Origin of the sequence: Mycobacterium farcinogenes, from assembly GCF_019739075.1 — a bacterium.
Taxonomy (GTDB): Bacteria; Actinomycetota; Actinomycetes; order Mycobacteriales; family Mycobacteriaceae; genus Mycobacterium; species Mycobacterium senegalense.
The window spans coordinates 2374135-2399225 of sequence record NZ_CP081673.1; the positions used below are offsets into that span (position 1 = coordinate 2374135).

Below are 25091 nucleotides of genomic sequence, written 5' to 3' on the forward strand. Positions count from 1 at the left end.
GTTGACACGAAACGTTGGACCGGGCCCAGCCCACCGGTCCGAAACCACGAGTAGCGCGTCGCCGGTGGCGGCCCGCCCCGGCCGCAGCTTCGGCGCGACGAGTTCTGCACGGCCACTGGCCGGTTTGGCGACCGTCGTCGCGATAGGTCTGATCTTCGGCCTCGCGGTCGCACTGTTCCGCGGCAGCTTCACCAAGACCGAGCCGATCACGCTGATCTCCGACCGGGCCGGACTGGTGATGAACCCGGACGCCAAAGTGAAAATGCGGGGCGTTCAGGTCGGTACCGTCAGCTCCATCGAGCAGCGCCCCGACGGCAAGGCCGTGCTGCACCTGGCGATGAACCCGGCACAGCTGCGTCTGATCCCCGGCAATGTTCAGGCAGACATCGCCTCCACCACGGTGTTCGGCGCCAAGTACGTACAGCTCGTCGCGCCGGAGAATCCGTCGTCCGAGAAACTGCGCCCGGGTCAAACCCTTCAGGGCGACCACGTCACCGTCGAGATGAACACGGTCTTTCAACAGCTCACCAATGTCTTGAACAAGATCGATCCGGCCAAGCTGAACGAGACTCTCGGCGCGCTGTCGTCGGCCTTCTCCGGCCGAGGCGAGGCGATGGGGCAGTCCCTGTCCGACTTCGACGCGGTGCTGAAGAAGATCGAGCCGAGCCTGCCCAATCTGACGGCCGACATCGAGAGCATGGCCGCGGTGTCGCGCGCCTACGGAGACGCCGCGCCGGACCTGCTCAAGACCGTCGAGAACACCAACAAACTCAGCGACAGCATCGTGGCCGAGCAGCAGAACCTCGACAACTTTTTGGTGAGCTCCATCGGCCTGGCCGACACCGGCAACGACGTCCTCGGCGGCAACCGGCAGGCCCTGAGCACCACGCTGAACCTGTTGGCGCCCACCACAGATCTGCTCAACGAATACGCACCCGGCATCGAATGTGGGCTGAAAGGTATGAACTACATGGCCAAAACGCCGCCACAGCCGGAACCCGGCGTGGTGGTAAACGTGGCCTTCACGTTGGGTATCGAGCGCTACCGCTACCCGCAGAACCTGCCGAAGGTGGCGGCCAAGGGTGGCCCGCACTGCATGGGCTTGCCCTACATCGGATTCGGCAACAAGGCCAAGTACCTCGTCACCGACACCAATGCCAACCCGTGGAAGTACGGCAACCAGGGCATCCTGTTGAACTCGGACGGCCTCAAGCAGATGCTGTTCGGCCCGCTGGACGGCCCGCCACGTAACACCATGCAGATCGGACAACCGGGATGAAACGCGGCAAAAGCACATTCATCAAGTTCACGTCCTTCGCTGTGGTGATGGCCGTCCTCACTGCCTTTCTGTTCATGACGTTCTCGGAGTACCGCGGTGGCTCCTACTCGGGCTACTCGGCGGTCTTCGGTGACGCATCACGGCTGGAGGCCGGTGACTCGGTGCGAGTGGCCGGTGTGCGGGTCGGCACGGTGAAAAGCGTTTCGCTACAACCGGACAAGTCGGTGAAGGTTGATTTCGACACCGACCGCAGCGTCGCGTTGACCACCAGCACCAAGGTCGCCGTCCGCTATCTGAACCTGGTGGGGGACCGCTACCTCGAACTGATCGACAGTCCCGGCTCGACCAAGCTCCTGCCGGCCGGATCTCAGATCCCCAAGGACCGCACCGCGAGCGCGCTCGATCTGGATCTGTTGCTCGGCGGCCTGCGTCCGGTGATCCAGGGCCTCAATCCCCAGGACGTGAACGCGCTGACGTCGTCGCTCATCCAGATCTTCCAAGGGCAGGGTGACACCCTGGATTCGCTGCTGAGCAAGACATCGTCGTTCTCGAACACGCTGGCCGACAACGACCAAGTGATCCAGCAGTTGATCGACAACCTGAACTCGGTGGTCGCGACCCTGGCCAAGGACGGCAAGAAGTTCGACGGAACCGTCGACCGGCTCGAGCAGCTGATCAGCGGCCTGTCACAGGACCGTGACCCACTCGGCACGGCAGTGACTCAGCTGGACAACGGAACTGCTTCGCTGGCAAGCCTGCTCACCGAGGCGCGGCCGCCGCTGAAGGGCACCGTCGACCAGCTGAACCGGCTGGCGCCGCTGCTCGACGACCACCAGATCGTCCTCGACCGGGGTCTGCAGAAAGCTCCCGACAACTTCCGCAAGCTGGCCCGGCTCGGTTCCTACGGCAGCTGGATCATGTACTACATCTGCGGACTTGCTATCCGTGTCACCGATCTACAGGGACGCACTGCGCACTTCCCGATGATCAAACAAGAAGGCGGGAGGTGCGCGGAGCCCTGATGCTCAAGTACCGCGAATCAAACCTGATCAAGGCGGGTTTCATCGGCGTCGTGCTGATGATGCTCATCATCGCCGTCGGGCTGCAGCCCGAACGGCTGCAGCAGTGGGCCTCGTCGGTGCGCCACCAGGCATTGTTCACCGAGGCCGGCGGCATCGCCGCGGGCAATGACGTCACCCTGTCCGGAATCAAGATCGGTGCCGTCACGGACGTGTCGTTGGAGAACGGTGACGCGTTGGTCACCTTCACCACCGAGGGCAAGTACCAGCTGGGTTCGCTGACCACGGCGCACATCCGGACCGGCTCACTGCTCGGTGAACGGGTGCTGACGTTGGAGTCCGACGGCAGCGGCACACTGCGCACCACGGATGTGATCCCCACATCGCGTACGTCGTCGCCGTACTCGTTGACCGATGCGGTCAGCGACCTGACCACGAATTCGGCAGGGACCGACACGGCTTCGCTGAACCAGTCCCTGGATACGTTGTCTGCCACCATCGACCAGGTCGCGCCGAAGCTCGGTCCGACATTTGACGGATTGAGCCGGCTGTCGAAATCGATCAACGGGCGCAACGAGAGCCTGGCCAGCCTGCTCAAGAGTGCCAGCGATGTGACCGAGGTGCTGTCGCAGCGAAGCGATCAGCTGAATACGTTGATCCTCAACGCCAATGACCTGCTCGGCGTGCTCAATGACCGGCGCCAGGCCATCGTCGATCTGCTGGCCAACACCGCAGCTGTGTCGCAGCAACTGTCAGGACTCGTCGCCGACAACGAGGCGCAGTTGGCGCCGACGCTCAAGCGGCTGAACTCGGTGACCGCGATGCTGGAACGCAACAGGGACAACATCACCAAGGCGCTACCGAACATGAACAAGTTCCAGCTGTCCCAGGCGGAGACGCTGGCGAATGGGGCGTACTACAACGCCTACGTTCCCAATCTCCAACCGGCCCAGTTGCTGCAGCCGTTCTTCGATTACGCGTTCGGGTTCAGGCGCGGGACGAATGCCGGTCAGCCACCGGACAATGCCGGCCCACGTGCAGAATTCCCCTTGCCCTACAACGGAATTCCCGGAGGTTCACGCTGATGAACCGCAGTCGTCTCGGTAAGTGGCTGGCGGTGGCGTTGGTGGCGCTACTCGTCGTCGGCGCGGCGGTGCTGCTGCGGCAGACGTTTTTCGGGCAGAAGACCATCTCCGCGTTGTTCACCTCGGCCACCGGCGTCTACCCGGGTGACGATGTCCGGGTGTCCGGGGTCAAGGTCGGCACCATCGAGTCGATCAAGCCGGAGGGCACCCAGACCCGGGTGACGCTCAAGGTCGACCACGATGTACCGATCCCCGCGGATGCGAAAGCGGTGATCGTGGCCCAGAACCTGGTCGCCGCACGCTATGTGCAGCTCGCGCCCGCCTATCGGTCGAGCGGCCCCACGCTGCCCGACGACGCGGTGATCGGTTTGGACCGCACCGCTGTTCCGGTCGAGTGGGATCAGGTGAAGGAACAGCTGATGCGGCTGTCCACCGATCTCGGACCGCAGAGCGGTGTCGACGGGACGGCGGTGTCCCGGTTCATCAACAGCACCGCTGACGCGATGGCCGGTAACGGTGACAAACTGCGCCAGACGATTTCGCAGTTGTCTGGCGTCGCCCGGGTACTGGCTGAGGGCAGCGGCAACATCGTCGACATCATCAAGAACCTGCAGACCTTTGTCACCGCACTGCGGGACAGCAACGTGCAGGTGGTGCAGTTCCAGAACCGGTTGGCCACCCTGACCAGCGTGGTCGACGGCAGCCGGTCTGACCTCGACGCGGCACTGACGAACCTGTCGGTGGCGGCCGTCGAAGTGCAGCGATTCGTCGCGGGAACCCGCGACCAGACCTCGGAGCAGGTACAGCGACTGGCCAACGTCACCCAGAACCTGGTCGACAACAAGAGGCACGTCGAGCAGCTGCTTCACGTAGCGCCCAACGCGTTCATGAATGGCTACAACATCTACAACCCGGACTCGGGTAGCCCGGTGGGTCAGTTCGTGATGAACAACTTCTCCAACCCGGTCGAGTTCATCTGCGGTGCCATCGGTGCCGTCGAGAACACCACCGCACCGGAGACCGCAAAACTCTGCTCGCAGTATTTGGGGCCGGCTTTGCGACTGGTCAACTTCAACTACCTGCCGTTCCCGATCTCGCCGTACCTGATGCCGTCGGCCAGTCCGGAGATGATCGAGTACTCCGAGCCGCGGCTTGCGCCCGGCGGTGGGGGTGGGGATCCCACTCCGCCCGAGACGCCGCCGGCGCTCTCGGCCTACAACCCCGGCCCGGAGCCGCCTCCGCCTTTCACCGGCAGGGGGCCCGGAGAGCCGCCGCCCGGGGCCCAGCAGCTACTGCCGGGTGGCGAGTTCTACCCGCCCAACATGCCGAACACCGTGTCGGACATGCTCAATCCGACTGGCGGACAAGCGGGTCCGCCTCCTGGTCCTGCGCCAGGGCCTGCGCCTGGCCCGCTGGCCGCCGAAGCCCCGGCGCCTGCGGCACCGGCACCAGCAGAAGGGACGCCTCCGGCATGATCAGGGGAAAACCGGTAAGACTGGCTATCGCAGCTGGATCCTGCGTCGCGTTGACGGCCAGTGGGTGCGCCTTCCAGGGCGTCAACTCGCTGCCCCTGCCCGGGGCGGTGGGACGCGGTGCAGATTCCAGCGTGTACCACGTCGAGATCGCGAATGTGGCTACCCTGGAACCGAATTCGCCGGTGATGATGAACGATGTCGTCGTCGGTAGTGTGCGCAGCCTCTCGGTGAAGGACTGGCACGCCGACGTCGAGTTCTCGGTGAAGCCCGGCATTGTGGTGCCCGCCAACGCGGTGGCCAGCATCGGACAGACCAGCCTGCTGGGCTCGATGCATCTGGCGATCAACCCGCCGGCCGGTCAAACCCCCGAGGGGAAACTCGCTCCGGGAACAACGATCGCGCTCAACAACTCGTCGACATACCCGACGACGGAGCAGACGCTGTCCTCGCTGGCCGCAGTGGTGAACGGCGGCGGACTGGGGCAGATGGGCGACATCATCCACAACTTCAGCGCCGCCATCAACGGCCGGGAAACTGATTTCCGTGACCTACTCACCCGGCTGGATACGTTCGTGGGTGCGCTGGATGCCCAGCGCGACAATATCGTTGCCTCCATCCAGGGACTGAATCAGCTGGCCTCGACGTTCGCCGGGCAACGTGACGTCATCACCCGGGCGCTGGAGAAGATTCCACCGGCGCTGGACGTGCTGATCAAGGAGCGGCCGCGATTCACCAGCGCGCTGCAGAAGCTCGGTACCTTCAGCGCCACCGCCAACCAGTTCGTCAACGACTCGCAGGCTGATCTGGTCAGGAACCTGAAGAACCTGGAGCCGGCGCTGAAGGCTCTGGCCAACGTCGGACCGGACCTGGCTTCGGTGCTCGAGTATGCGCCGCATTTCCCGTTCACCCAGAGCTTCATGGACCGGGTGATTCGGGGCGATTACTACAACCTGTTCGCGTACTTCGACATGACCATCCCGCATCTCAAACGCAGCCTCATGATGGGAACTCGTTGGGAGCAGGGTGATGCGCAAAATGCCCCCGTGCCTGGGGACCCGAGCTACCTGAACTACACGTACGACCCGCTCAAGACGGGGGTCGCCCCGCCGCCGCCGGATGCGTTCCCGCCGGCTCAGGATGCACCGCCCCCGCCGGACGTTCCGGCTCCCAGCTACTCGGGTCCGGTGCTCCCGGTGGTGCCACCGGCGCCGATGACCATGCCCGGCAACATGCCCCCGCCGGAGTCCCCACCCAGCGGGTCGACGTCGATCTTCGCGGGACCGTATGCGCCTCAAAGTGGTTCAACGGATCAACCGCCGGCACCCACCGCACCTACTCCACCGACAGGGGGTGGCGGATAAATGCTCACCCGGTTCATCCGAACTCAGCTGATTCTGTTCACCGTCGCCTCAGTAGTCGGTGTGGCCGTCATGCTGTTCGCCTATATGCAGGTGCCGACGCTGCTCGGCATCGGCCGTATCACGGTGAAGCTGGAGCTGCCGGCGACCGGAGGCCTGTACCAGTTCAGCAACGTCACCTATCGCGGATCCCAGATCGGCAAGGTGACTTCGGTGGAGCTGACCGAGAAGGGTGCCGAGGCGACATTGTCTCTGGACCGGTCGCCGAAGGTGCCGGCCGACCTGGCGGCTGAAGTCCGCAGCATGTCGGCGGTCGGCGAGCAGTATGTCGAGTTGTTGCCGCGCACCAACTCTGGTCCCTACCTGGAGAACGGCTCGGTGATCTCGGTATCTGACACCAAGATTCCGCAACAGGTCGGACCGATGCTGGATCAGCTCAGCGCACTCGTCGACACCATCCCGAAGGACAAGCTCAGTCAACTGCTCGACGAGTCATACAACGCGTTCAACGGAACCGGATACGACTTCGGCTCGCTGCTGGACTCGGCATCGACGATCACGCGGGATTCCAACGCGATCTCCGATCAGACGCGGGCGTTGATCGACGACGGGCGGCCGTTCCTCGATGCTCAGGCCCAGACCACTGATTCGATCCGGACCTGGGCGGCCAGCGTGGCCGGTATCACCGGCCAGGTCGCCGAAAACGATCCTGAGATTCGGTCACTGCTGCGCAACGGCCCCGGTTTCGCCCAGGAGACCACCAAGCTGCTCGATCAGATCAAGCCGACGTTGCCGATCCTGCTGGCGAATCTGACCACGTTCGGTCAGATCGCGGTCACCTACAACCCGTCGATCGAGCAATTGCTGGTGTTGTTGCCACCGTACGTGGCCCAATTGCAGACGTACGCGCACACCAACAACACGAGCGGTCTGCCGATGGCTGACTTCTCGCTGGGCCTCGGTGATCCGCCGACGTGTACGGTCGGATTCCTGCCACCGTCGGCGTGGCGCTCCCCGGCTGACACGACCGTGATCGACACTCCGGACGACATCTACTGCAAGCTGCCGCAGGATTCGCCGATCGGCGTCCGCGGGGCACGCAACTACCCGTGTATGGCCCATCCGGGCAAGCGGGCGCCCACGGTCGAATTGTGCGACGATCCAAAGGGATTCCAGCCGCTCGCGCAGCGTCAGCATGCGCTGGGCCCGTATCCACTCGACCCCAACCTGATCGCCCAGGGCATCCCCCCGGACTCGCGGGTGCTGCCGGACGAGAAGATCTACGGGCCGCTCGGCGGTACCCCGTTGCCGCCGGGAGTCGGCGTTCCGCCACCGGGCGCGGCACCCGAACCGCAGCCGGCCCCGAACTTCGCTGGGACCAATCCCGGGCCGATGCTGCCGGGCCAGCCGCTGTACCTGGAGCCGCCGGTGCCCGGTGTGCCACCGCCGCCGGCTGGTGACCCCAACGCGGTTCCGGTGCCTGAGGCGCATATGCCGCAAGCCACCGAGCTGCCGCAGGTTCCGCACGGTCAAGGGGTATTTCCCGATGCCCCGGAGCTTCCCATGCCCACGGAGCCCGCCGTGGCGCCGAGCGCGTTCAAGGGTGGTGCCGGAGATGGGCCCTCGGTGGCGATCGCCAAGTACAACCCGCGCACGGGTGAGTACATGGGCAGCGATGGAAACCTCTACAAGCAGACGGATCTGGTGTCCACGCCCAAGACGTGGCAGGACCTGATGCCGACATAGGTCCATCGGAAAAGAACTGGCCCCGGGCAACAGCCCGGGGCCAGTTCTTTTCCGCGCTTCGGTTTTCGGCTAAGCGGGCCGCATGTAGAACGGCATCCGGACGGCGGGCCACTGATTGCGCCCACACGAACCGCTGGGGCCCTTGGTCACATCCTCGCCGGCGTATTCGTTCGAAGCCTGGTCCACATGCCCGTCGAAGCCCACCGGATAGAACTTGTAGACCTGCATACCCTCGACAGGCGTGCCGTCGGCGCAGAAACGCCAGTTGGGAACCACCCGCTTGACGTACCAGAGGCCGTTGGTGGTGTAGACCGGTGCAGACCAGCCCGCGTCGCTGTTCACAGTGCCGCTGCATTCAGTGGGGGAGATGCACTGGGTGGAGATCGTCCAGTTGCTCACCACGCGCGGCTGCTCCTCGTAGCGTTCGTTGATCTTGGCCCACGCGCCGTTGGAGGAGGTGGCAAAGGTGCCGTTGATGCCCCACTGCTCGCCCGCACCGGCTGGGGTGGCCCCGCTGAGGCCGACAGTTGTCGCGGCGGCGATGGCTACCGCGGCAGCACTTACCCGGGAGACTGACATGAGCTGCTCCTTCTGGCCGTCCTGGTCACGCGGTAGCCATGTTCTCAATTTGAGAGAATATCACTATCGGCCGCGGGTCCACGATGGATTCGCCGGCGCCCACCATGTCGCCGCCGGTGAGTGGGGGAGCTGGGGTCGGCCGCTCATAGTAATATTCTCCAAAATCGAGAGTTTGATTTCCAGCTATGCGAAAGTAGCAACGTGCGTGTGACGGTGATGGCGACCGCTTCAGTGATTGTCGCCGGGATGCTGGCTGCTCCGCAGGCGAATGCGGGACCGCAGACCTGTAATGACGCGTTTTGCACGCCGGGCATCAACCCCAATGCGGTGCTCGGTGCGCCGTGCGACAACACCTCGTACTTCGTGTTCGGGGTGGACGCGCGTAACGGGTGGGGCCGGCTGTTGTTCTGCGGCTCACCGCGGCGTTATGAGCCGCGGTGGTTCCGGTCCCCGCCGATGGTGGGTATCCGAGACGAAAACAGTCTGTGCATCAACGAACAGAACTCGGTGGCCCAGGCCCCGGACGGGCTGTTCTTGAGCTGCGTTCCGATGAACGGTGAGACACGCTGGCTTCGTGGCGACGCCTGAGTCTGACGCTGGAGAAATGCCTGGGGGCGACGCGAACCGCGTCGCCCCCAGGCATTTCGGTTGTGAGCTGAGTACTACCAGTTGCGGATGGAGCACAGCGCGCCCTTGGGGCCGCTGTGGGTCTTGACCACGACGCCGTCGACTGCGAGTTTGCAGTTGAATCCGGGTGTCGGAAAGTTCGGTGACTCCCCACTCTGCACGAGCACCATGGCCCACAGGTCTGGATCGGCCAGCATGGCGTCGAATACCCATGGCTTGTCCGGCGCGACATCGACGTCGGCACGGGGACTGAATTGGTACGGGTTGTGACTGTAGTCCGAGAAGATCGCCGGCTCGGTGTCGCGGTAGTAGATGTGCACCCAATACGGCGCGTCGGCGGTCACCGTGTACTGCACGTGATGCAGCGGTGGACCGGGGGGCGGCGGTGGGTCATCGGCGAATGCCGGTGTGGCCGTGGCTATCGCGCCGGCTGCCATTGTCGGGACTATCGCCGCGGTGAGTATCCGGCCGAGCGGGTGGCGCATCTATCACATCCTCGTCAAGGTGAACGGGTAGGTGAATGAGCCGCCGGGCGCACCGTCGCAGCCGGCATCGAACGACGAGACCATCTCGCCCGCAAGGGTGTTCGCGTCCCATGTGTAGACGTCATGGGTCGGGATGGTGGGCCCGTAGTAGATATCCCCGCACCGCAGGCCGTAGAACTCATCGATCGTCAGGGTGTAGCGACCGTCGACCAGTTTTGCGTCCCCGGTGTTGGGTACCGCTTTCGCGACCGGTTGCGGGATGGTCCGGATGGTGATGCAGTCCTTCAGGAACACGTCGGTCCCGGGCTCGTGGCACGGCGTGATCGCCGACCAGATCCAGGTATGGAAATCGCGGCGATCCGGGATGTTGAGGCTGTAGTTGCCGAAGTACATGGCCTGCGACGGCGGTGCCACTGCGAGCGCTGTCCCCAACCCGAGCGCGGCGCTCACCGCCACGCGGATCAAGCTGGATTTCACAGGCACACCTCCACGATCGGGCACTGGTCGGCTGACTATAGAACGACATCAGGCCTCACCGTGCCGAAACCGGAATCTCGTCTTCGCTAGTGAGATTGTCATTCTCTCAATCGGAGAATAACAAATGCGGCGAAGACGAGATCCGTGGAATCGTCAGTCGAGCGGCGGTCAGCGCACGGGCTTGAACGTGATGTGCAGATCGGTCAGGCCGCGCAGGATGAACGTCGGCTCGTAGTTGTATCGACGGTCGTCGGCGGGGCCGTGAAACTCCTCGTCGATGCCTATGTCGGCCATCCGGTCCAGGATCCGCTCCAGTGACACGCGGCCCTCGACGCGCGCCAGCGGGCCACCCGGGCAGCTGTGCACGCCGCGGCCGAACGCGATGTGCTCCCGCACGTTCTTGCGGTCCAGGCTGAAAGTGTGCGGGTCTTCGAACCGGACCGGATCCCGGTTCACCGCACCCGGGCACACCATCATCGTGGTGCCGGCCGGCACATCGATGTCGCCGAGCTTGGTGTTCTTCTTGGCCAGCCGGAACTGGCTCTTGACCGGTGCGTCCATCCGCAGCGCCTCCTCGACGAAGGTCGGGATCCGGCTCCGGTCGTCGCGCAGGGCCTGCTGGATGTCCGGACGGTCGCCGAGCACCCGCAGCGACGCGGACAGCAGCTTGGTGGTGGTTTCCTGGCCGGCCGCGAAGAGGAACGTCGCCGACCGCACCACCTCGATGACCGGTGGCACCGATCCGTCCGGGTAGTTCGCCGTGGCCAGTGCCGTCAGCACGTCGTCGCGCGGTTCTTTGCGCCGGTCTTCCAGGTAACTGATGAACTTCTCGTCGAGCCATTCCAACGGATTGCTGGCAACGAGATCGCCGTCGAGCGAGCCGACCTGCGCCCCGGGACGCGGCGCGCCGAGCACCGTGCGGAACTCCTCGTGGTCTTCTTCGGGCACGCCGAGCATGTCGGCGATCACCAAGAGGGAGAAGGGTTTTGCATACGCGCTGAGGAACTCACACTTGCCGTCGGCGATGAAATCGTCGAGGCACTGGTCGGCCAGCCGCCACATGAAGTCCTCGTTCTCCTTCAACCGCCGCGGTGTGAGCAGCCGATTGAGCAGGGAGCGGGCGTTGGTGTGGTCGGGCGGATCCATGGTGACCATGTGCTCGAACATCGGCATCTGCGGCCGGTGCGCGGCAATCTGCTCGGTGATGTCGTCGCCCTCGGGGGTGAACGGCAGCGGCGGGAACGGTCCGGCCACCGCGATGCACGACGAGTAGGTTTCGGTGTCCTTGAGGACAGTGGTGGCTTCCTCGAACCCGGTGATCGCCAGGACGCCGTAGTTGGGCTCCTTCACGACGGGGCACTTGCTGCGCAGGTGGTCGAAGTACGGGTGTGGGTCGGGTACCAGCGACGGATCGGTGAAGTAGTCGACAGTGTCGTAATCGGTGGTGCTGGAATCGCTCATGGTGTGTGCTGCCTCCCGAAATCGATATGCGCTGCGGTGGTTTCGCGACGGGCTGCACCGCGCGAAGAATTTTCGAAAATTGCTGAGCACCTGCTTAGCATGGCGGTAGAGTCGTGGTCAAGATCACCTGGCCGGGGGAAAGTTACGATCGGCCAAACGTCGTCGGGGACATCTTGTGAGGAGGATCGATGGCATCGGCGCGAAGGATCGGGGCGCCGGACGCGAAGAACCGGATCGTGCTGCTCGACGCCGCTGAGGCGCTGATGATCGAGGAGGGGTACGTCGCGGTGACGTCCCGTCGGGTGGCTGAGCGGGCCGGCCTGAAGCCCCAATTGGTGCACTACTACTTCCGCACGATGGACGACCTGTTCCTGGCGGTGTTCACGAGGCGGGCCGAGGAGGGGCTGGCGGCACAAGCCGAAGCCCTGAACTCTCCTCAGCCGCTGTGGGCGCTGTGGCGATTCGGCACCGACCCGAGTGCCACCCGGTTGACGATGGAGATGACCGGACTTGCCAATCACCGCCCGGCCCTGCGGGCTGAGATCGGCCGCTACGCCGAAATGTTCCGCGAGGCGGAGACCAAGGCCATCGAAGCCGCACTGCGGCGCTACGGCGTCGAATCCTCGGAAGTGCCGCCCATTGTCTGGACCTTCATCGCCGCCAGCGTGTCTCGAGTGATGGTGATGGAGCAGGCGCTGGGGATGACGGCGGGCCACGCCGAAGTGCTGAAGTTCTGCGAAGACTGGTTGCGGCGTCTGGAAGGTGAACCGCAACCGTTGGAACTGCCGGCCTGAGGCTGGCCCTCGCGCGAGCAGACGCGGAGGCCCCCCGAAACGATGGCTGCGGGGGGCATTCACGTTTGCACAGCTAGAGCGACAGGATGGTGGCCGAGGCCGTGCCGGGTGCGCCGTAGACCTGGGCCAGGCCGACGCGGGGATTGCCGGGCACCTGGCGCTCGCCGGCCTCACCGCGGAGTTGGCGGACCAACTCGTGCATCTGGCGCAGCCCCGAGGCGCCGATGGGCTCGCCGTTGGCGATCAGCCCGCCGTCGGTGTTGACCGGGATCGAGCCGCCGATCTCAGTGGCACCGTCGGCCAGCAGCTTCTCCTGCTCACCATCGGCGCACAACCCGGTCTCGGCCATGTGGATCACCTCGGCGCCGGCGTCGGTGTCCTGCAACTGGGCGATGTCCACGTCTTCGGGCCCGATGCCCGCGGCTTCGTAGGCGGCCTTGGCGGCGAACACGGTCGGTGAGGGATCCTCATCGAGCGGCGCCGAGGTGGCGTGCACCTCGTAGGCGCCGAACGTCCGGGTCCGGATCTCACTGGCCCGCACGTACACCGGCTTGTCCGTGTATTTGTGTGCGATGTCGGCGCGGCACATGATCACCGCGGCCGCGCCTTCGTCGGGGGCGCAGAACATGTACTGCCGCAGCGGGTAGTTCAGCACCGGTGAGGCCATGATCTCCTCAACCGAGATCTCCTTGCGGCGGAACGCATTCGGGTTCTTCTCACCGTTGCGGAAGTTCTTGTTGGCCACCCGCGCCAACGTCTCCTCGGAAATGTTGTGCTTGTGGATGTAGTGGTTGGCCTTCATCCCGAAGAACTTGGTGGTGACGAACTGGCCGTTCTCGGCATACCACTGCGGCAGGGCGAGTTTGGCCGGGTCGTCGGTGAACGCGCCGCGCGGGTGCTTGTCCAGGCCGATGGCGATACCGATGTCGTACTTGCCCAACCGAATCGTGTCGGCGGTCTGCTGGATTGCGCTGGCAGCAGTGGCGCAGGCGTTGAACACGTTGGTGAACGTGATGCCGGTCAGCCCGACCAGGCGGGTGACCGCGTCGGGGTTCGACACCTCGTAGCTACCGCCGAAGCCGAACTGAATGTCCTTCCACTCCAGGCCCGCGTCCTCGAGCGCGAATTGGATTGCCTCCGCGCCCATTTGCATCGCGGTCTTGTCGAACCGGCCGAACGGGTGCAGGCCGACGCCGATGATGGCTACATCGTTGGTCATTGCGTTGACCTTTCTAGGCGGGCTGGAAGGCGAACGTGAAGATCTCGTTGCCTTCTTCGTCGGTGGTGAACGGGATCATGGTGAGTTCGACGTCCATGCCGAATTGCAGTTTCGTCGGGTCGTTTTCGGTGAGGCGGCCTTCGACGCGGATCACCGGCCCGTTCTCGTCGCTGAGTTCGACCAGGCCGACACCGAAGGGGACGAAGTTCTTTCCGGTGGGGCCTTTGTAGGGGGCGCCGGGTGGGAAGCCCTGGGTGGTCCAGGCGACGACGCTGCCGCGGCGGGGCAGCCGTATTTCAGAGGTATTGCCGCCGGAGCACCTGGGGCAACGGGCCTGGGCGGGGAAAGTGGTGGCCGCGCAGTCGGTGCACCGGCTGCCGATCAACTGGGGTTCGGCGTCGGGCCAGGTCGAGATCTCTGGCGCCAGAGCAATCTGTGTTGACACGTCGCTGACGATAACTGGAAATGGAATTCTCGTCTAGTGAGAACCGACTGTCGGTAGGCTCGCGAACACCGCTGAAACCGCACGGACAGAAGGGGGCGGCGTGAGCGAGGTACTACCGGGCGACGTCCGACAGATCGGGTACGTCGTGACGGATCTGGACGACGCGATAGCGGGTTGGCTCAAGATGGGCGTCGGCCCATGGTTCGTGATTCGCGACCTGCCGCAGAAGGTGACCTACCGGGGCGTGCCGTGCGAGGTGAAGTTGTCGCTGGGCTTGTCCAACAGCGGTGATCTGCAGGTCGAATTGATCCAGCAAGTGGACGAGACGCCCAGCATCTTCACCGAGTTCCTGACCGCCACCGGCGGAGGTTTTCACCAACTTGCCTACTGGACGGAAGATTTCGATGCGGCGATGGCGACACTGAGCGCGGCCGGCTGGCCCCAGGTGTGGTCCGGCGGCGAGCGGGAGGGGGTGCGCTTCGCCTACTTCGAACCGCCGGCCGGTGCCGCGATCGTCGAGGTCATGGAACTGACCGAGGCCTCGGCCGGAATGGGCGCCTACGTTCGCGCGCAGGCCGCCGACTGGGACGGCAGCGACCCGGTGCGGGAACTGGGCGCCTGACACCGAACCGGCTTATTTGCCCTTGTTCATCACCTTGTCCGCGGCGGCCCAGTGCTCGTCGGAGCACCAGAGCCGGGCGAATGCCGAAACTGCCTCGGTGGTGGACACCCCGTTGATCACGCGCTTGACCTCGCCGGCCTGACGTCGAGCCAGCAGCTGTGCCGTCGACCGCCAGGTCTCGGCGAACTCCCCGCGCGGTACCACCTGGTCGACCAGGCCGACCTGCTCGGCTTCCCGTGCGGCGAGAATACGTCCGGTCCCGGCCAGCAGCAGCGCTCGACTGCGGCCGACCAGCGTGGCGAGCCGCTCGGCCCCACCCCAAGCCGGCATGATCGCCAGCGCCACCTGATTGAAGCCGATCTTGATGTCGTCGGCAGCGATTCGGATGTCCGCTGCTACCGCGACCTCGGCCCCACCACCGAGGGCGTGGCCGTTGAGTGCCGCGATGACCGGTCCGTCGAATGCGGCGATGCGGTCGCAGATCGTGCGCATCCGCCACGCCATCTCGGACGCTTCGAGCTCGGTGCGCAGTGCCGCCAGTTCCTTGAGGTCGCCCCCGGATACGAAGGCGCGGTCACCGCCCCCGGTGATCACCAGGGCGCGGGCGCCGACGGCCCCGTCCAACGCCTTGTTCAGCGCATCCATGGTGTCCAGCGAGATGGCGTTGCGTGCCTGCGGACGGTCGATCGTGATGACCGCCAGTTCGCCGTCGATTTCGAGGTCGACCATCAAACGTTCTCCAGTTCCGGGATTGGCATTCTCGTTTGATGAGAATAACATCACCGAGGTGCGCGACATCCCCGTTGAGCTGACCAAACGGTACGTCGAAAACGGCTGGTGGCGGCCGGAAACGTTGGGCCAGATGCTGGCCGAAGGCCTGGCCGCCAGCCCCGATACCGCGTTCTACGTGCACTCGGCGGTCCGCCCCTACCAGGGCACGTTCGGCGAGGTCGAACAGACCGCCCGCAGGCTGGCCGCCGGCCTGCGGAATCGTGGAGTCGGAGCCGGCGATGTGGTGGCCCTGCAACTGCCGAACTGGATGGAGGCCGCGGTCGCCTTCTGGGCCTCGGCCTTCCTCGGCGCGGTGACTGTCCCGATCGTGCACTTCTACGGGCGCAAGGAACTCGGCCACATCATGGCCACGGCAAAGCCGAAGGTGTTCATCACCACCGAGCAGTTCGGCCGGATGAAGTTCGACGCCGATCTGTGTGCCGACGTTCCGATCGTCGGCCTGGTGGGCCGATCGTCGTTCACCGACCTGCTCGCCGACGAGCCGATGAGCGGCACGCTGACCGCAGATCCCGCGGCGCCGGCCCTGATCGCGTTCACCTCCGGAACCACCCGCGAGCCCAAAGGTGTTATCCACAGTCACCAGACACTCGGCTTCGAAACCCGTCAGTTGCTGGCGAACTACCCCCCGGACCGCGGCCGGCAGCTCACCGCCACGCCCGTCGGGCATTTCATCGGCATGCTCGGTGCTTTCCTGATCCCGGTGCTCGAAGGAGCCCCGATCGATCTGTGCGACGTCTGGGATCCCGGCAAGGTACTGGAGCTGATCGAGCGTGACGAGCTGTCGATCGGCGGCGGGCCGCCTTACTTCGTCACCAGCCTGATGGACCACCCGAAGTTCAACGAGCGTCATCTGGCCCGGTTCACCACGGTCGGGCTGGGCGGCTCGACCGTGCCGGCGGCCGTCACCCGCAGGCTGGCTGATCTCGGCCTGTTCGTCTTCCGCTCCTATGGCAGTACCGAACATCCGTCGATCACCGGATCGGGAGCCGGGGCCCCGGAGGCCAAGCGGTTGTACACCGACGGCAATGTCCGTCCCGGGGTCGAGATCAGACTCGGCCCCGACGGCGAGATCTTCAGCCGCGGACCGGACCTGTGCCTGGGCTACACCGACGATGCCCTCACCGCAAAACATTTCGACGCCGACGGCTGGTATCGCACCGGGGACATCGGCGTGCTCGACGACGACGGATATCTGACGATCACCGACCGCACCACCGACCTCATCATCCGCGGTGGGGAGAACATCAGCGCGCTGGAAGTGGAGGAGGTGCTGCTCGCCCTGCCGGAGGTGATCGAGGCGATCGTGGTGGCCGCCCCGGACAGCCGGTTGGGCGAGCGCGTGGCAGCCGTGCTGCGGATACGCGACGGCGGCACGATGCCCACGCTCGACCAAATGCGGGCGCATTTCGAATCCAGCGGCGTGGCCCGGCAGAAATGGCCGGAAGAGCTACATGAGGCCGAGGATTTTCCCCGCACGGCCAGCGGCAAGGTGCAAAAGTTCGTCATCCGTCAGCAGATCGCCGCAATCGCCCGGTGAACAGCACATCAGGTGCTGGCTGGGCATTGCGACAGCTACCAAGTGAGAATATGATTCTCTCGAATTGCAAAGGAGTTTTCCATGGGACAACTGTCGCATAGGGTCGACATTCCGTTTCCGTTGTTCGACGCGGACAACCACCTCTATGAGCCGCCGGAGGCGATGACCAAGTACCTCCCCAAGGAGTACAAGGACATCGTCCAGTACGTGGAGGTCAACGGCCGCACCAAGATTGCGATCGACGGCCACATCAGCAACTACATCCCGAACCCGACGTTCTCGCATGTCGCCAAGCCGGGTGCGTGGGAGGAGTACTTCAAGTTCGGTAACCCGGACGGCAAGAGCAAGCGCGAACTGTTCGGTGAGCCGATGCGGTCCATCCCGGCATTCTTCGAGCCGGCCCCGCGTCTGGAGCTGATGAATGAACTCGGTGTCGACCGATCGTTGATGTTCCCGACGCTGGCCAGCCTCATCGAGGAGCGGCTGCGCGACAATCCGGTGGCAATCCACGTCATCATCCACTCGCTCAACCAGTGGCTCGACGAGGTCTGGGGCTTCAACTACCAGAACCGCATCTTCGTCACCCCGGTGATCACCCTGCCGATCGTCGAGAAGGCCATCGAGGAGCTGGAGTGGGCCGTCAAGCGTGGCGCCCGCGCCATCCTGGTCCGCCCGGCGCCGGTGCCCGGCTTCCGCGGCCCGCGCTCCTTCGCGCTGCCCGAGTTCGACCCCTTCTGGGAGCGCTGCGTCGAGTACGACGTGTTCGTCGGCATGCACTCCTCTGACAGCGGCTACTCGCGCTACACCTCTGAATGGGACGGCACGGTGCAGGAGATGCTGCCGTTCCAGACCAACGCGATGTCGATCCTCAACGAGTGGCGTCCCATTCAGGACGCGGTGGCCTCCTGGGTGATCCACGGTGCGCTGTTCCGCCACCCGAAGCTCAAGGTGGGTATCGTCGAGGCCGGCTCGAAATGGATGTTCCCCCTTCTTGATTCGATGGCCGAGGTGTACAAGAAGGCCCCCGAGGCATTCCTGGGCAACCCGATCGAAGAGATCAAGAACCGCATCTACGTCAGCCCGTTCTACGAAGAAGGCATCGACGATCTGATCAACCTGATCGGTGTCGATCAGGTGCTGTACGGCTCCGATTGGCCGCACCCCGAGGGCCTGGCCGAGCCGACGCACTACGTCACCGCGCTCGAGCACCTGGCCGTCGAGGACCAGGCGAAGATCATGGGCGGCAACCTCGGTCGCCTCGTCACCACTTAACGGGTGTCGAACTGGCAGACCATCCCCGAGATGGTCTTGAGCGCGGCGGACCGGTTCGGCGACGCCGAAGCTGTCGTCGACTATGGCGACAATTCGGCTGAGGCCGACGGTCCGCTGCGTCTGACCTTTACCGAACTCGGCGAGCGCATCCGGAAGGCTTCGGGTGCGTTCGCCGAGTTCGGCATCGCCAAGGGGGACCGGGTCGCGGTCTGGGCCCCCAACTCGGCCGAGTGGATCGTCGCGGCGTTCGGGATCATGGCCGCCGGTGGCGTGCTGGTCCCGGTCAACACCCGGTTCAAGACCGACGAGGCCGCCGACGTGGTGGCACGCAGCGGTGCCAAGGCGGTGATGGTCCAAGAGGGCTTCCTCGGACAGGATTTCGGCTTCTCCGGCATCGACCTCGAGGTGCCGGTCATCGATCTGAAGTCGGACTTCCTGGACAGCGGCTCACCGTTCACACGCGACGTGCAGTCCACCGACATCGCTGATGTCATCTTTACCTCGGGCACCACCGGCAGGCCCAAGGGCGCGATGATGAACCATCGCCAGACACTGCGGGCCTACGAGGAGTGGGCCACCCTGGCGGATCTGCGCGAGGGCGACCGCTATCTGATGATCAACCCGTACTTCCACACGTTCGGGTTGAAGGCCGGATTGGTGGCGTCTTTTCTGCGCGGTGCGACGATGCTGCCGGTGGCCGTCTTCGACATCGATGATGTCGTCGAACTCATTGAACGCGAACGCATCACGATGCTGCCCGGTCCACCTACGCTGTATCACTCATTGCTGGCTGTCCCGGACCGGACCAGGCTGTCGACGCTGCGGGCCGGGGTGACCGGCGCCGCGGACATCCCGGTCGAGTTGGTACGCCGGATCCGCGAAGAGCTGCCGTTCCAGACATTGATGACCGGCTACGGCCTGACCGAGGCGGGCAATGTCACGCTCTCGCGGCCGGGCGACTCGGCCGAGGACGTGGCCACCACCGCCGGGCTACCGTGCGAGGGCGTCGATGTCCGCATCGCCGACGACACCGAGGTCCTCGTTCGGGGTTACAACGTGATGCAGGGCTATCTGGACGATCCCGCTGCCACCGCCGAGGCGATCGACGCCGACGGCTGGCTGCACACCGGAGACCTCGGCGAGTTCACCGAATCCGGGCGGCTGCGGATCGTCGGACGTAAGAAGGACATGTTCATCGTCGGCGGATTCAACGCCTATCCCGCCGAGATCGAGGGGTTCCTGCTCGAGCATCCCGCGATTGCCCAGGTTGCTGTCATCGGCGTCGCCGATGAGCGGATGGGGCAGGTCGGCAAGGCATTCGTGGTCCTCCGAGACGACCCGAGTGGTCAGGGGATCGCCGCCGAGGAATTGATCGCCTGGAGCCGTGAGCGAATGGCCGGCTACAAGGTGCCCCGGTATGTCGAGTTTCTCGACGAGCTACCGCTCAACGCTACTGGCAAGGTGATGAAGAATGAGCTCGAGAAGCGGATAGCGGCAATCCAAGCTAAGTGAACGCACAGCACGTAAACATCATTTCCGCAGGTAAATAGGCATTTAAGTGCCTGCAGCCGATGATGTACTCTCGGGTCACTACCGCAAACTGATAACGTAATTCTCGTTAAGCAGGCTGCTGAACGGACAGGAGGTCGGCATGCCGTCCCGCAAGCCTTCGTCGCCGGTACTCGATACTAGCGAAGATAAGGCGTCGCCCGACGACGCGCTCAAGTTGGCCGAACAGGCCGAAGCGGAGGCCGCCGAGGCCGAGGCGGTGGCAGCGGCCGCGCGGGCCAGGGCCAAAGCGATTCGGCTGCGCAACGAGGCCGCCGCCGACAAGGGCGCCGCCGACATCGCCGAGTTTCCCGAAGTCCTCGACGACGCCGCCGAGGAGTCGGCCGTCGATGCTGACGACACCCCCGAGCCGGCCGAAACCGGGGCCGCCGAAGTCACCGACAGCACCGGGGTAGAGGCTGAGACTGACAGCACCCCCTCGCGCCGGGTCTCGCGCCTGTTCTGGAAAGTGCTGGCGACCTGCATCACGCTCATCGTCATCGTCGGCCTGCTCGTGCTGAGCGGGTTGATGATCTGGCATCATCGCCAGGCCCAACATCGCGAGCAGTTGACCGCCGAATACACCGCGGCGGCCCGCCAGACGGTCGTGACCTTGATGTCGCTCGACTTCAACCACGCCCAGGACGCGGTCAAGAGCATCCTCGACAACTCCACCGGCGAATTCCGGGAAGATTTCGAAGCCCAGTCCAAAGACTTCGTCAAGCTCGCCCAGGACGCGAAAGTGGTGACCGAGGCCAATGTCACCGGTGCCGCCGTCGACAGCATGAGCGACGACAAGGCGGTGGTCCTGGTGGCGGTGAACACCAAGGTCACCAATACCACTGGGGCCAACAAGCAACCCCGACCGTGGCGGGTGGCCGTGGACTTGGTCCGCGAGGGTGACCAGATCAAGCTGTCGAAAGTCGAGTTCGTGCCGTGAGCCTGGACCAGGAAACCAAAGAGACCGAGAAAGACGACACCGAGACGGCCGTCGAGACAGACGACACCGAGACGGCCGTCGAGACAGACGACACCGAGACGGCCGTCGAGACAGACGACACCGACGCGGTGGTCGAGGAGGAGACCACCGACGCCGGCGAGACCAAGGCCGAAGCTGACGTGTCCGACGACGCCCCGGCTGACCCCCCGGCCAATCTTGGATGGCGGCAGAAGCTGGTCAAGATGTGGTTCCCGCTGGCCCTGGCAGCGGCGCTGATCGCATCCGCAGCACTGACCGGCTGGCTGTACTTCGCGCAGTATCGGGTGGACCAGCAGACGGGTCCGGATGCGTCGGCGACGGTGCTCAAGGCGGCGAACGACGGCACGGTGGCATTGCTGAGTTATGCCCCCGACAGTCTTGACCGGGATTTCAGCGCTGCCAAGTCGCATCTGACCGGGGATTTCCTGTCGTACTACACCCAGTTCACCCAGGAGATCGTCGCGCCGGCCGCCAAGCAGAAGTCGGTCAAGACCGCGGCCTCGGTGGTTCGCTCGGCCATCTCGGAGATCCATCCCGATTCGGCGGTCGCCCTGGTCTTCGTCAACCAGGCCACCACCAGTGCCGACAACCCGAACGGCAGTTTCTCGGCCAGTGCGGTCAAGGTCGGGCTGAGCAAGATCGACGGCAACTGGTTGATCTCATCGTTCGACCCGGTGTAGCAACCGGTCCCCGGCGGGCGGCATCAGTCTTGCGCGTGCCGCTCGTAGGCCCATCGCTCCAGCCAGCTCTGCAGGTCGTGGATGGCCAGTGCGGTAACTGCCGCGCCGGCCACGGCGAGCACGAGCAGTAGCGCACTCATGGCAGGCATCTCGCGTCGTCGTTGTGGCGTCCGCCATGCTGCACTGATCGGTGCGGGGCGCCTGGCGGTAGGTAATGCGTTACCTGCCTCGGCGCCAAGCCGCCAGGTGCGTCCAGGACCGACCGTTTGATGGCCCGGTAGCGGTCCCGCTCGGCCGCGCACCAGGAGTCTGGCCAGCCTTCGAGCAGATCACGGCTTCGGATCAGCCGGTGCAGGGCAGGATGGGTGTCTGCCGGTGCCGGTCGCCGGTCCACCTCTGCCATCGCCTCGTGCAGGGCAAGGGCTTCGTGCCAGTCGACCTTCACGTCGGGGGCGAGACTGACGTACTGATGCCGAACTACGAGCAGGGCATCGGCGCCCAACGGCCGCAACCGCCACAGGGCGGAGCGCAGCGAGGACACCGCCTTCTGCGGCGGGGTCCCCGGCCACAGCAAGTCACACACCCAGCTGCGATGCAGTTCACGGCGCTTGACCGCGGCCAACGCCACCAACCGTCGACACGACGGCGGCAACAGCACCGGCTCCAGGTCGCGGTATACGGCGAACTCGCCGAGGACGTTCAGGCTGAATTGCTTGGACACACGCTCATCCTCGAGCCTGGCTGCTCCACTGACATCAGTAGTGCACTACCTGTGTTCGGCGTATGTTTCCGCCACCACGCCGTCGACAATCCGACCGCCGACGCCCTGATGCGGTGGAATTGCGATGCGATCTGGCGAGAAAGGGACATATAAGGGTGAACGAGGACAGACCGAGCCCGGTTCAAACCCATCGGCTGAGCCGGATGAGCGGCCGGGACCCGCATGAAGAGCACCGCGCGGCGACCCCGCTGGAATTGTTGTTCGACCTGACCTTCGTGATCGCCTTCGGCGTTGCGGCCGCACAGCTTGCGCACCTGATGGCCGACGGCCACGTGTCGGCCGGGCTGGCGGGGTTCGGGTTCTCCGCGTTCGCGATCTGGTGGGCGTGGATGAACTTCACCTGGTTCGCCTCCGCCTATGACACCGACGACTGGATCTATCGGGTGATGACGATGCTGCAGATGGTCGGCGTCATCATCCTGGCGATGGGGATACCCCCGGTCTTCGCTTCCATCGAACACGGCGGGCACGTCGACAACGTGGTGATGGTCGCCGGCTACGTGGTGATGCGAATTGCGTTGGTGGGACAGTGGTTACGCGCTGCCGTGCAGGATCCGCCCCGCCGCACGGCGTGCCTGACCTACGCAGGCGCAGTCGTCGTCGCGCAGATCGGGTGGGTGGTGCAGATCTTCGTCCAGACGTCGTTGACGGTGTTCTTCGGTACCGCACTGGTGCTGATGGTCGTGGAGATCAGTGGACCGATCTTGGCCGAGCGGCTGATGGGCGGCACCCCGTGGCACGCCCATCACGTGGCCGAGCGCTATGGACTGCTGGCGATCATCGCGCTGGGCGAGGGCGTGGTCGGCACGGTGGCGTCCCTGACGGCGGCGGTGGGGGAGCACGGCTGGTCCACCGACGCGATCCTGCTCGTGGCCGCCGGTATCGGGCTGACCTTCGGGATGTGGTGGGTCTACTTCCTCGTTCCGGCCGGCGCCCTGTTGCATGCCCAGCGCACGCTGTCGTTCTGGTACGGATATCTGCACCTGGCCGTGTTCGCGGCGATCGTGGCCACCGGCGCGGGATTGCACGTCGCCGCCTATTACGTCGACGGTGAATCGAAGCTGGATGCCGTAGGCACGGTGCTGGCCGTGGCGATCCCGGTGGGCGTCTACCTGGTGGCGATGTTCGTCATCTACTCATTCCTGGTGAAAGAGCTCGATCTGTTGCATGCGCTGTTGCTGGTGCTGGCCGCAGCGGTCCTGGTGATCGCGGTGGTGCTGGCGGCGCAGGGCACGTCAATGGCGCTGTGTCTCTTGGTCGTCACCGCGGCACCGGTGGTGGTGGTCATCGGGTTCGAGGCGGTCGGGCACCGGCACGCCGCCGAGATCGTCGGCCGCCGCCTGGACGTTCACCGACCCGGGTGAGTCTCGAAGCTCTCCAACAACATTCGTTCCTGTTCGGCGGCGAGTAGGCGCCGCGTCTTGTGGCGGGTGATCAGGATTCCGATCGTGGCCAGGACCCACACCGCGTACTGCACTGACCAGGCCAGCCGGAACGAGGCGAACGAATAGCTGTCGGCTCCGGACAGGATCAAGCCCATGGCCTGCATCACGAGCAGTGCTGCCAGGAAGCCCCCCATGTTCACCATGCCCTGGGCTGTGCCGAGCGTGTGGCTCGGATTGAAGGTGCGAGCGAAGTCGAAGCCGACCATCGAACCGGGACCGCCCACCGAGATCACCACGATCAGCACCACCAACAACCACACCGGCGCCGGGCCGGGCAAGGCCAGCACCACGGTCCACACCAGGGCGTTGCTGGCGATGATCCACAGCACCAGCCGTGACCTGCGGTGGGGATGACGTCCGGTGAATATGCCGATGACGATTCCGGCCGAGATGGCGGCGACCACAGAGATGGTCAGCAGGGACCCCGCTGCGGTCTCCGAAAGTCCCTGCGCCACCGTGAGGTAGGGCACCCCCCACATGAGGGCGAACACGGTGACCGAGAACTGGGTGCCCATGTGGGTGAAGAATCCGAGCCTGGTTCCGGGACGCAGCCAGACGGTCTTGATGCGAGACAGGGTGGTGTGCAGGGAGATCGGCTCGGATGTCAGGGCCGAACCGTGCGGGGTGTTGCGAATCAGTGCCAACGCCAGCGCGATCACCACGACGCCGAACGCCGCGACCGACAGGTATGCCGGTGTCCATCCCGAGCCGGTGAGGATCGCGAGGAATGGGACGGCGGAGAGGACTTGGCCGAGTTGCCCGCAGATGCCGGTCAACTGGGCGACCAACGGAACCCGCTCGGGTTCGAACCAGTACGGGACGAGGCGGAGAACGGAGATGAAGGTCAAAGCGTCACCGAGGCCGACGACGGCCCGTGCGCCGATGGCCGCCGGCAGGGACTCACTGAGCGCGAGCACGAGTTGGCCTGAGGTCATCAGCGCGGCGCCGCACACGATGAGTGCGCGGGAACCGAAGCGGTCCAACAGCAATCCGGCCGGAACCTGCGCCGCGGCGTAGACGATCACCTGGAGCACCACGAACGTGGAGAGCACCCCCGGGCTCGCGGCAAATCTGTCGGCGGCCTGTAGACCCGAGACACCGAGGGTGGTGCGGTCGAGGACCGCGATGATGTAGGCGAGTAGCCCGGTGGCCCACACGATCCAGGGACGCACGCGGGCACCTTTCGTCGAATGTATTTGTCGGGGCAGACGTACATGCTCTCGCACCGGAGGCGACGAAGCGAACGCCCGTCATTGTCGGGGCTGTGAATTTGGTCTCGCGGTCGGCTTTCGGACGAATCTAAGAGTTGGCTGAAAATGCACACTCGCGTGAAGAATGAGACGGGTGATGCGGCATATATGCAGCTAACTGCCGTGCGAGCGGAGG

At 64.8% G+C, this 25091-nt stretch carries 24 protein-coding genes; 15 read left to right on the top strand and 9 right to left on the bottom strand.

All coding sequences use genetic code 11. From position 1 onward, the window contains the following. Position 1 precedes the first annotated feature (1 nt). From K6L26_RS11305 to K6L26_RS11330, 6 genes are read left to right on the top strand one after another with little or no spacing between them, the layout of a single operon-like run. Positions 2-1279, top strand: a complete 1278-nt coding sequence (locus K6L26_RS11305; RefSeq protein ID WP_043368462.1) for an MCE family protein — start codon at positions 2-4, stop codon at positions 1277-1279. Further along, the gene (locus tag K6L26_RS11310) at positions 1276-2301 is read left to right on the top strand and encodes an MCE family protein (RefSeq protein WP_019345380.1); all 1026 of its coding nucleotides are present in this window, start codon (positions 1276-1278) and stop codon (positions 2299-2301) included. The genes K6L26_RS11305 and K6L26_RS11310 overlap by 4 nt, the downstream gene beginning before the upstream one ends. After that, the gene (locus tag K6L26_RS11315) at positions 2301-3383 is read left to right on the top strand and encodes an MCE family protein (RefSeq protein WP_043368467.1); all 1083 of its coding nucleotides are present in this window, start codon (positions 2301-2303) and stop codon (positions 3381-3383) included. The genes K6L26_RS11310 and K6L26_RS11315 overlap by 1 nt, the downstream gene beginning before the upstream one ends. After that, a complete protein-coding gene (locus K6L26_RS11320; protein WP_019345378.1) occupies positions 3383-4858 on the top strand; it encodes an MCE family protein in 1476 nt (491 codons plus the stop codon). Before K6L26_RS11315 ends, K6L26_RS11320 begins: the two co-directional genes overlap by 1 nt. Continuing rightward, a complete protein-coding gene (locus K6L26_RS11325; protein ID WP_043368460.1) occupies positions 4855-6219 on the top strand; it encodes an MCE family protein in 1365 nt (454 codons plus the stop codon). The genes K6L26_RS11320 and K6L26_RS11325 overlap by 4 nt, the downstream gene beginning before the upstream one ends. Then, entirely contained in the window at positions 6220-7962 is a 1743-nt protein-coding gene (locus K6L26_RS11330) for an MCE family protein (RefSeq protein ID WP_019345376.1), read from the top strand. Between the two features lie 69 nt (positions 7963-8031). Here K6L26_RS11330 and K6L26_RS11335 read toward each other — a convergent pair whose 3' ends face one another. Then, positions 8032-8541 carry an Rv2253/PknI dimerization domain-containing protein gene (locus K6L26_RS11335; RefSeq protein ID WP_019345375.1) on the bottom strand — a complete coding sequence of 170 codons (510 nt, stop codon included), beginning with the start codon at positions 8539-8541 and terminating at the stop codon, positions 8032-8034. A 201-nt stretch (positions 8542-8742) separates the two neighbouring features. Between K6L26_RS11335 and K6L26_RS11340 the strand changes: the two genes are divergently transcribed. Next, the gene (locus tag K6L26_RS11340; protein ID WP_019345374.1) at positions 8743-9129 is read left to right on the top strand and encodes a hypothetical protein; all 387 of its coding nucleotides are present in this window, start codon (positions 8743-8745) and stop codon (positions 9127-9129) included. A gap of 74 nt (positions 9130-9203) precedes the next feature. Here the strand turns inward: K6L26_RS11340 and K6L26_RS11345 are convergent, their stop codons facing one another. The 3 genes from K6L26_RS11345 to K6L26_RS11355 form a co-directional block, all read right to left on the bottom strand. After that, positions 9204-9653 (bottom strand): Rv2576c family protein, encoded by a 450-nt coding sequence (locus tag K6L26_RS11345; protein WP_036393318.1) that lies wholly within the window; start codon positions 9651-9653, stop codon positions 9204-9206. Positions 9654-9656: 3 nt separating this feature from the next. Beyond that, positions 9657-10130 carry a hypothetical protein gene (locus K6L26_RS11350; RefSeq protein ID WP_019345121.1) on the bottom strand — a complete coding sequence of 158 codons (474 nt, stop codon included), beginning with the start codon at positions 10128-10130 and terminating at the stop codon, positions 9657-9659. 168 nt (positions 10131-10298) lie between these two features. Beyond that, positions 10299-11591 carry a cytochrome P450 gene (locus K6L26_RS11355; RefSeq protein WP_047037643.1) on the bottom strand — a complete coding sequence of 431 codons (1293 nt, stop codon included), beginning with the start codon at positions 11589-11591 and terminating at the stop codon, positions 10299-10301. A 188-nt stretch (positions 11592-11779) separates the two neighbouring features. On the opposite strand from K6L26_RS11355, the gene K6L26_RS11360 reads away from it, so the two are divergent. Further along, complete coding sequence (locus K6L26_RS11360) at positions 11780-12385, top strand: TetR/AcrR family transcriptional regulator (RefSeq protein ID WP_019349105.1); 606 nt, start codon at positions 11780-11782, stop codon at positions 12383-12385. 73 nt (positions 12386-12458) lie between these two features. On the opposite strand, the gene K6L26_RS11365 is transcribed toward K6L26_RS11360, so the two are convergent. Further along, positions 12459-13604 carry a thiolase family protein gene (locus K6L26_RS11365; protein ID WP_036393325.1) on the bottom strand — a complete coding sequence of 382 codons (1146 nt, stop codon included), beginning with the start codon at positions 13602-13604 and terminating at the stop codon, positions 12459-12461. A gap of 13 nt (positions 13605-13617) precedes the next feature. Continuing rightward, on the bottom strand, positions 13618-14049 hold the full coding sequence (locus tag K6L26_RS11370; RefSeq protein ID WP_109783841.1) for a Zn-ribbon domain-containing OB-fold protein: 432 nt from the start codon (positions 14047-14049) through the stop codon (positions 13618-13620). A gap of 100 nt (positions 14050-14149) precedes the next feature. Here K6L26_RS11370 and K6L26_RS11375 point away from each other — a divergent pair, with 100 nt between their 5' ends. After that, the gene (locus K6L26_RS11375; RefSeq protein ID WP_019344834.1) at positions 14150-14671 is read left to right on the top strand and encodes a VOC family protein; all 522 of its coding nucleotides are present in this window, start codon (positions 14150-14152) and stop codon (positions 14669-14671) included. A 12-nt stretch (positions 14672-14683) separates the two neighbouring features. Here the strand turns inward: K6L26_RS11375 and K6L26_RS11380 are convergent, their stop codons facing one another. Further along, the gene (locus K6L26_RS11380) at positions 14684-15400 is read right to left on the bottom strand and encodes an enoyl-CoA hydratase/isomerase family protein (RefSeq protein WP_019344833.1); all 717 of its coding nucleotides are present in this window, start codon (positions 15398-15400) and stop codon (positions 14684-14686) included. Positions 15401-15458: 58 nt separating this feature from the next. Here K6L26_RS11380 and K6L26_RS11385 point away from each other — a divergent pair, with 58 nt between their 5' ends. The 5 genes from K6L26_RS11385 (at position 15459) to K6L26_RS11405 (ending at position 21479) form a co-directional block, all read left to right on the top strand. Continuing rightward, positions 15459-17000 carry an AMP-binding protein gene (locus K6L26_RS11385; protein WP_221853144.1) on the top strand — a complete coding sequence of 514 codons (1542 nt, stop codon included), beginning with the start codon at positions 15459-15461 and terminating at the stop codon, positions 16998-17000. 81 nt (positions 17001-17081) lie between these two features. Beyond that, positions 17082-18272, top strand: a complete 1191-nt coding sequence (locus K6L26_RS11390; protein WP_019344831.1) for an amidohydrolase family protein — start codon at positions 17082-17084, stop codon at positions 18270-18272. Between the two features lie 3 nt (positions 18273-18275). Then, positions 18276-19784 (top strand): FadD3 family acyl-CoA ligase, encoded by a 1509-nt coding sequence (locus tag K6L26_RS11395; RefSeq protein ID WP_221853145.1) that lies wholly within the window; start codon positions 18276-18278, stop codon positions 19782-19784. Positions 19785-19923: 139 nt separating this feature from the next. Beyond that, entirely contained in the window at positions 19924-20760 is an 837-nt protein-coding gene (locus tag K6L26_RS11400) for an Rv1363c family protein (RefSeq protein WP_221853146.1), read from the top strand. 2 nt (positions 20761-20762) lie between these two features. Further along, the gene (locus tag K6L26_RS11405) at positions 20763-21479 is read left to right on the top strand and encodes a twin-arginine translocation pathway signal (protein ID WP_245008747.1); all 717 of its coding nucleotides are present in this window, start codon (positions 20763-20765) and stop codon (positions 21477-21479) included. A 136-nt stretch (positions 21480-21615) separates the two neighbouring features. Here the strand turns inward: K6L26_RS11405 and K6L26_RS11410 are convergent, their stop codons facing one another. After that, positions 21616-22200, bottom strand: coding sequence for an AfsR/SARP family transcriptional regulator (locus tag K6L26_RS11410; protein WP_076213332.1), 585 nt, complete (start codon positions 22198-22200; stop codon positions 21616-21618). Positions 22201-22403: 203 nt separating this feature from the next. Between K6L26_RS11410 and K6L26_RS11415 the strand changes: the two genes are divergently transcribed. Further along, positions 22404-23624: a low temperature requirement protein A gene (locus tag K6L26_RS11415; RefSeq protein ID WP_221853147.1), complete on the top strand. Its 1221-nt coding sequence runs from the start codon at positions 22404-22406 to the stop codon at positions 23622-23624. Here K6L26_RS11415 and K6L26_RS11420 read toward each other — a convergent pair. Next, positions 23609-24877: an MFS transporter gene (locus K6L26_RS11420; protein ID WP_019344824.1), complete on the bottom strand. Its 1269-nt coding sequence runs from the start codon at positions 24875-24877 to the stop codon at positions 23609-23611. The two genes, K6L26_RS11415 and K6L26_RS11420, sit on opposite strands and share 16 nt — an antisense overlap. Positions 24878-25091: the final 214 nt, after the last annotated feature.

Bases quoted from the DNA above. Each gene is read 5' to 3' on its own strand.
- K6L26_RS11400 (WP_221853146.1), top strand. From the start codon at position 19,924: ATGCCGTCCCGCAAGCCTTCGTCGCCGGTACTCGATACTAGCGAAGAT.
- K6L26_RS11380 (WP_019344833.1), bottom strand. From the start codon at position 15,400: ATGGTCGACCTCGAAATCGACGGCGAACTGGCGGTCATCACGATCGAC.
- K6L26_RS11315 (WP_043368467.1), top strand. From the start codon at position 2,301: ATGCTCAAGTACCGCGAATCAAACCTGATCAAGGCGGGTTTCATCGGC.
- K6L26_RS11365 (WP_036393325.1), bottom strand. From the start codon at position 13,604: ATGACCAACGATGTAGCCATCATCGGCGTCGGCCTGCACCCGTTCGGC.
- K6L26_RS11355 (WP_047037643.1), bottom strand. From the start codon at position 11,591: ATGAGCGATTCCAGCACCACCGATTACGACACTGTCGACTACTTCACC.
- K6L26_RS11325 (WP_043368460.1), top strand. From the start codon at position 4,855: ATGATCAGGGGAAAACCGGTAAGACTGGCTATCGCAGCTGGATCCTGC.
- K6L26_RS11415 (WP_221853147.1), top strand. From the start codon at position 22,404: ATGAGCGGCCGGGACCCGCATGAAGAGCACCGCGCGGCGACCCCGCTG.
- K6L26_RS11310 (WP_019345380.1), top strand. From the start codon at position 1,276: ATGAAACGCGGCAAAAGCACATTCATCAAGTTCACGTCCTTCGCTGTG.
- K6L26_RS11335 (WP_019345375.1), bottom strand. From the start codon at position 8,541: ATGTCAGTCTCCCGGGTAAGTGCTGCCGCGGTAGCCATCGCCGCCGCG.
- K6L26_RS11320 (WP_019345378.1), top strand. From the start codon at position 3,383: ATGAACCGCAGTCGTCTCGGTAAGTGGCTGGCGGTGGCGTTGGTGGCG.
- K6L26_RS11345 (WP_036393318.1), bottom strand. From the start codon at position 9,653: ATGCGCCACCCGCTCGGCCGGATACTCACCGCGGCGATAGTCCCGACA.
- K6L26_RS11360 (WP_019349105.1), top strand. From the start codon at position 11,780: ATGGCATCGGCGCGAAGGATCGGGGCGCCGGACGCGAAGAACCGGATC.
- K6L26_RS11330 (WP_019345376.1), top strand. From the start codon at position 6,220: ATGCTCACCCGGTTCATCCGAACTCAGCTGATTCTGTTCACCGTCGCC.
- K6L26_RS11390 (WP_019344831.1), top strand. From the start codon at position 17,082: ATGGGACAACTGTCGCATAGGGTCGACATTCCGTTTCCGTTGTTCGAC.